Annotated in this window: 4 protein-coding genes; 2 read left to right on the top strand and 2 right to left on the bottom strand. The window is 64.3% G+C overall.

All coding sequences use genetic code 11. The annotated features are described in order from the left end of the window. A partial coding sequence (locus EN969_RS15185; protein WP_164758268.1) for an amidohydrolase occupies positions 1-1,076 on the top strand: 1,076 nt, incomplete at its 5' end. Positions 1,077-1,125: 49 nt separating this feature from the next. Here the strand turns inward: EN969_RS15185 and EN969_RS15180 are convergent. Both EN969_RS15180 and EN969_RS15175 read right to left on the bottom strand, forming a co-directional pair. Next, positions 1,126-2,430 carry a M23 family metallopeptidase gene (locus EN969_RS15180; protein WP_063167800.1) on the bottom strand — a complete coding sequence of 435 codons (1,305 nt, stop codon included), beginning with the start codon at positions 2,428-2,430 and terminating at the stop codon, positions 1,126-1,128. A gap of 150 nt (positions 2,431-2,580) precedes the next feature. Continuing rightward, a complete protein-coding gene (locus tag EN969_RS15175) occupies positions 2,581-3,048 on the bottom strand; it encodes a peroxiredoxin (RefSeq protein ID WP_063167801.1) in 468 nt (155 codons plus the stop codon). Positions 3,049-3,143: 95 nt separating this feature from the next. On the opposite strand from EN969_RS15175, the gene EN969_RS15170 reads away from it, so the two are divergent. Further along, a partial coding sequence (locus EN969_RS15170) for a DUF3971 domain-containing protein (protein WP_127419219.1) occupies positions 3,144-5,420 on the top strand: 2,277 nt, incomplete at its 3' end.

The following is a 5,420-nucleotide window of genomic DNA, read 5'->3' as shown; positions in this document are numbered from 1 at the left end:
ACCTCAGGCAGATGCTGGTGGATCAGGGAATCGTCGACATTCGCGACGTCGCCGGCTTTGGCCTTGCCGTCGATATTGTCGGCGCCGGCAGGCCGTCAAATCGAAAGATCGCCATTCGCGCCGACATCGATGCCTTGCCGATCGAGGAGGAGTCCGGCGTCGATTATGCATCGACGAATCCAGGTGTGATGCATGCCTGCGGTCACGACGCCCATGCATCGATGGCTTTCGCGGTGGCCGCGCATCTTCACCAGTCGCGGGACAGTTTTGGCGGTACCGTTCGCCTGATCTTCCAGCCGGCGGAGGAGGACGAACCGTCGGGCGGCAAGCGGGTGGTGGAAGAGGGGCTTCTCGACGACATCGACGCCGCCATCTGCGTCCACGTCGATCCGTACACACCGACCGGCAAGATCGCCGTCGGCTCCGGTCCCTACACTCTGGCCTGTGACACGTTCGATGTGGCCGTCATCGGCTCGGCGGCACACGCGGCAAAACCGCATGAAGGCGTCGATGCGTTGGCCGTGGCCTGCTCCCTGGTGAGCGAATTGCAGAAGATCGTTTCGCGCGAGACCGATCCGTACGATCCGCTGGTGATTTCCGTGACTGCCATCAATGGCGGCAACGCCTACAATGTCACAGCCGGCAGGGTCACGTTGAAAGGCACCATCCGCAGCGGCAGCGATGCAACCCGCGAGCGGGCCTGGCACCGCGTTCGTACGATAGCCGAGGGTATGGCGACGAGCCACGGCGCGCGTGTCGAGGTCGACATCCACAAGGGCGAACCCGGCGTCGTCAACGATGTCGAGATGACAGAGCTGATTGCCGCCAGCGCCAAGGCCTGCATCGGTGCCGACAACGTCCTCAACACGCCCGGATGGACGATCGCGGACGACTTTGGCTACTACAGCGAGAAACGTCCTTCGGTCTATTTTCGGCTGGGAATCCGGAACGAGGAGATCGGATCGGTCTTTCCGCTCCATCACGCCCGGTTTCGTGTCGACGAGGCCGCGTTGAAGGTCGGCGCGACCACCCTGGTTGCGGCAGCGACGGCGTTTCTGTCTACGGGAGCGCCTTAGTCAGCCATCATGATGGTCATCGGCGCATGGGGCAGGAGCCTGGGATCGCTTACAGATACTGGGCGACCTTCTTGCCGACCGTGAGGAAGCGCAAGGGATCGATCGCTTCGCCATTGTGGCGGACTTCGTAGTGCAGATGCGGGCCGGTCGAGCGGCCGCTGCTGCCGGTCTTGCCGATGACGGCGCCGGCGTCCAGTTTCTCGCCGACGGTCACGTCGATCTCGCTGAGATGCCCGTAACGTGTCGCAAAACCATTGCCATGGTCGACTTCAACCATGCGGCCATAGCCGCCGTTCCAGCCGGCCTTGGTGACGGTGCCGGGCGCCGTGACCTTTGCGGCCATGCCGATCGGCGCCCTGAAATCCATGCCGGAATGCAGTGCCGCGGTGCCGAGGATCGGGTCGGTGCGCACGCCGAACGGGCTGGTGACGGAGTGGCCCGGCGCGGGGTTGGTCAGCGGCAGCTGGCGCGCTTCTTTCTTGAGATGGTCGAGCGCGTCAAGCGCTTCGTCCAATTCCTTGACCTTGCTGTCGAACATCATCGAACTGTCGAGCGGGATCAGCGGTCCGCCGACGTCGCTGTCGCCCTTGCCGAAGTCGCTGTCGACGGGCAGTCCGGCCGCCTCGAGCGCCTGGGTGATGGCATCGGCGCTCTTATAGGCATTGTCGGCAAGCGTGCTGATGCGGGTCAGTTGATCGCTCTCGATGGATTTCAACGACTGGTTGATCGAGACGAAGAGCTTGTCGGCACGATCGGCGGCTGAATCATTGGGCAGCGGATCGGAGCGGGTTGACCACAGCGAGAACGGCCTTGTGTCGCCGGCGCCGAGATCGGCGCTCAGGCTGGCGACCGCATAATTCCGCGCGGGCTCCTTGATGCTGCCGGTCACTTCGGCGCGTTTGTCCGGCTTCGCAGCCGCTGCCGGATCTTCGGCCGGCGCTGCGCCGACCTCGCTCTCGGCGCGTTCGAGCAGCGGACCAAGGCGGCCATGACGCTGGCTCAACTGGCTCTGGCGTTCAAGCAGTTCGCTGACCTTGGTTTCCATCAGCTGCTGGTCGAGCAACTGGCGGCTGGTGATGCGGTCGACCTGGGCGCGAAGCGCCGAAATGCGATCTTCATAGGCTTGCTGCATGCGCGCCTGACGCGCCGTTGTGGCGCCGATCAAATCGTCGCGCAGCACGAGATAGGAGGTGGCCATGAGGTAGCCGACGGCAATGGCGGCCAGCGCCGAGCCGATAAAGGCCGCCAGCCACGGTCGGATCGTAAAATGCCTGATCTCGTTGCCCCGGGCGATGATGACCGTATGGGGCTCCTTACGCTTGCCGAAGACTGCGGACTGACCGGTTGCGTTCACGGGACCAAGCTTTCGTTTACGACACCACGACAGCTTGATTACACATTATTAGGGTTAACAAAGGCTTGCAGCGATAGCTTGCTCGCAGCGATTGCCCGCCAGGCGTGCGTAAGGTTGCAAGGGAACCTGGGCCAGCCTCGCCGGCAAACCTCAAAGCGCTCGAACGGCCTCGAGCACCTCTTCGGCATGGCCCTTGACGCGGACCTTGCGCCAGATCCTGGCGATCCGCCCGTCGCGGCCGATCAGGAACGTCGCGCGCTCGACGCCCATATACTTGCGGCCATACATCGATTTCTCGACCCACAGATGGTAGGCCTCGATCACCGTGCGCTCCTCGTCGGCGGCGAGGTCGATGGTGAGATTGTATTTCGACTTGAACTTGTCGTGCTTCTTGACGGGGTCGGGCGACAGGCCGATCACCACGGCGCCGGCCTTCTCGAACTCCGGCTTCAACTGCGAGAAGCTGATCGCCTCCTGCGTGCAGCTTGTTGTGTCGTCCTGCGGATAGAAATAGAGCACGATGGGCTTGCCGGACGATGCGGCAAGGCTGACCGATCCGCCGCCGTCCCGCGGCAGGTCAAATTGCGGCGCAAGATCGCCTACGTCGAGGTCAGCCATACCGATGCCCTTGTTTGAGGTTACGCGCGAAGCCACACCGATATAGTGTCGGACGGGGATTCGTCCACGATCGAGTTCGTACAACGGAAAATTGCGTGGATCAGGAGCGACCGCAGCACGAGAAGATCCGGTTCAGGCGTGATGAGATCACCGACCTGGGGACCTTTCCGTCCGCCTGCCGTGTGCCGCCGCTTGGTCAGGCGTCGATCGGACGCGGTTTTCGCATCCTGTCGCGACTGTTCGCCGGTCTGGTCGCTTTCGTGCTGCTGGCCGCCGTGCTCGTTTATCTGGTTGGCGCCTCCGGCATCGGAGCCGACCGGCTTCGCGCCGAGGCGGAAACGGCGCTTGAGAAACTGGCGGGCGTCGATGTCAATGTCGCGGTCGGGCCTGCCCGCATCACGCTCGACGGTTCGAGTTTCATCGCGCTTCAGGTCAGCGACGTCAGCTTGAAGACATCAGACGGCAAGCCGATGGCCGATGCCGGCCGCGTGCGCTTCGGCGTGCGTCTGTTCCCGCTGCTGTGGGGAGATGTGCGGCTGACCAGCGCCAGGATCTCGGATGCCCGCATCGTCGTGGCGGCGATGCCGTCAGGCGGCGACTGGACCGCCGGCCTGCGCAATGCGGACGGCCTCATCGATCCGGAGAAGCTGTCCGCCGCGGTGTTCGGAAACATCAACCACGCACTCGATGCCGTGCGGGAGGATTCGCTGCGTCGCATCGATCTTCGCAATGTCGAATTCGTGCTGCCCGAAACCGGAGCGATCAAGCTCGTCAAGATCACCGACGCCACCGTCGTGCAGTCGGGACCGGGCGGCATGGAGTTTTCCTCGAAGGCGGACATCGACGGCAGGACGCTTACGGTTGCCGCTACCGCCACCCGTGATATCGCGGCGCACCGGGTCACGGCGCTGGATGCGAGCGTCGATCTGGCCGACACCGGCGCGGCCGCTGCCGGCAAGTTGGGACCCGTCGCGTTGAAGCTGACGGGATCGGAAGGGTTCGGCGTGAACGCATCGCGGCTGACGGCCGCTTTGTCATCGACGGGCTCTGTCCTCGATCTCGGCACGCGAGGATTGCTGGCGGCGGACGTCGATATCAATGCGACGCTGGTTGCTGGCAGCAACAAGGTCCAGGTCGACAGATTGCTGCTGAAGACCGGCCGCTCGACATTCGATTTCGCCGGTTCGATCGGGCCGAAGCCGGCAAGCGGAGCGGTGGGTGAAGAGCCCTCCTATCGCTACGACCTGACCAGCGACGGGTCGTCGCTTGCGCCTTCGGAGTCGCCCGAGCCGGCGCTCACCTTCCTCGCCCGGATCGCCGGTGTCTACAACACGGTGAGCCACAAACTGGTGGCCGAGCAGATCGCGCTTCGGTCCGCCGGCTCGGGCGAGATGCTTGGCACCGCCGCCGTGGCGTTCGTCGACGGCAAAGTGCCGGGGATCAATCTGGCGTTCAACATCCACGACATGCAGGTCTCTCACGTCAAGCAGCTATGGCCGTGGTTTTCGGCGCGCAATGCCCGGCTGTGGGTGCTGGCAAATCTGTTCGGCGGCCGTGTCGTCGACGCCAACCTTCAGTTCCAGGTGGTGCCGGGCCGGCTGGGCAACGGCGTGCCGCTTTCGGCCGATGAGGTGTTCGGCCGCTTCCAGATCGAGGGATCGCGCTTCGACACCGCCGGCCGCATCCCTCCGATACGCGATGCGGTCGGCGTCGTCGGTTTCCACGGCAACGATGTCGATATCTCGCTGTCCTCGGGCACCGTCTACATGCCCAGCGGCCGCACCGTGGCGGCCAGCAACGGCACGCTGACGGTCAAGGCGGCCAACCGCCCGCCGGTCGTCGGCGCGCTCGACATCGATGTCGACGGCGACGCATCCGCCGTTGCCGAACTCGCATCCTACGAGCCGATCAACGCCATGCGCCATGTCGGCATTCTGCCGGAGGACCTGTCGGGCAGCGTCACCGGTCACGTCAAGGCGGATATTCCGCTGCAGTCCGGCGTCGACTCCTCGAAGCTCGATTGGCTGGTGTCGCTCGACTACACCGGCATGTCCCTGGCCAAGCCCTTCGAAGGACAGGTCGTGACGGATGCCGACGGTTCGATCACGGTCGACCCCGAGAAGGCGGTGATCTCCGCCAAGGCGTTGCTGAACGGCATTCCGGCCGAACTCGATCTGATCGAGCCGCTCAGGGATGAGGGGCCGGCGCGCAGCCGCAAGGTGGCCCTGGTGCTCGACGACAAGATCCGCGCCGCCGCCATGCCCGGCCTGAAGCCGCTGCTTGCCGGAACTGTGAAGGTGGCGATCGACAAGAACGGCAGCGGCGACCAGAACGTCTCGGCCGACCTGACCAACGCCAGGCTGGACATTCCC

Source organism: Mesorhizobium sp. M7A.F.Ca.CA.003.01.2.1 (assembly GCF_003998945.1).
Taxonomy (GTDB): domain Bacteria; phylum Pseudomonadota; class Alphaproteobacteria; order Rhizobiales; family Rhizobiaceae; genus Mesorhizobium; species Mesorhizobium ciceri.
This window is presented reverse-complemented; position numbering and strand designations above follow the sequence as displayed.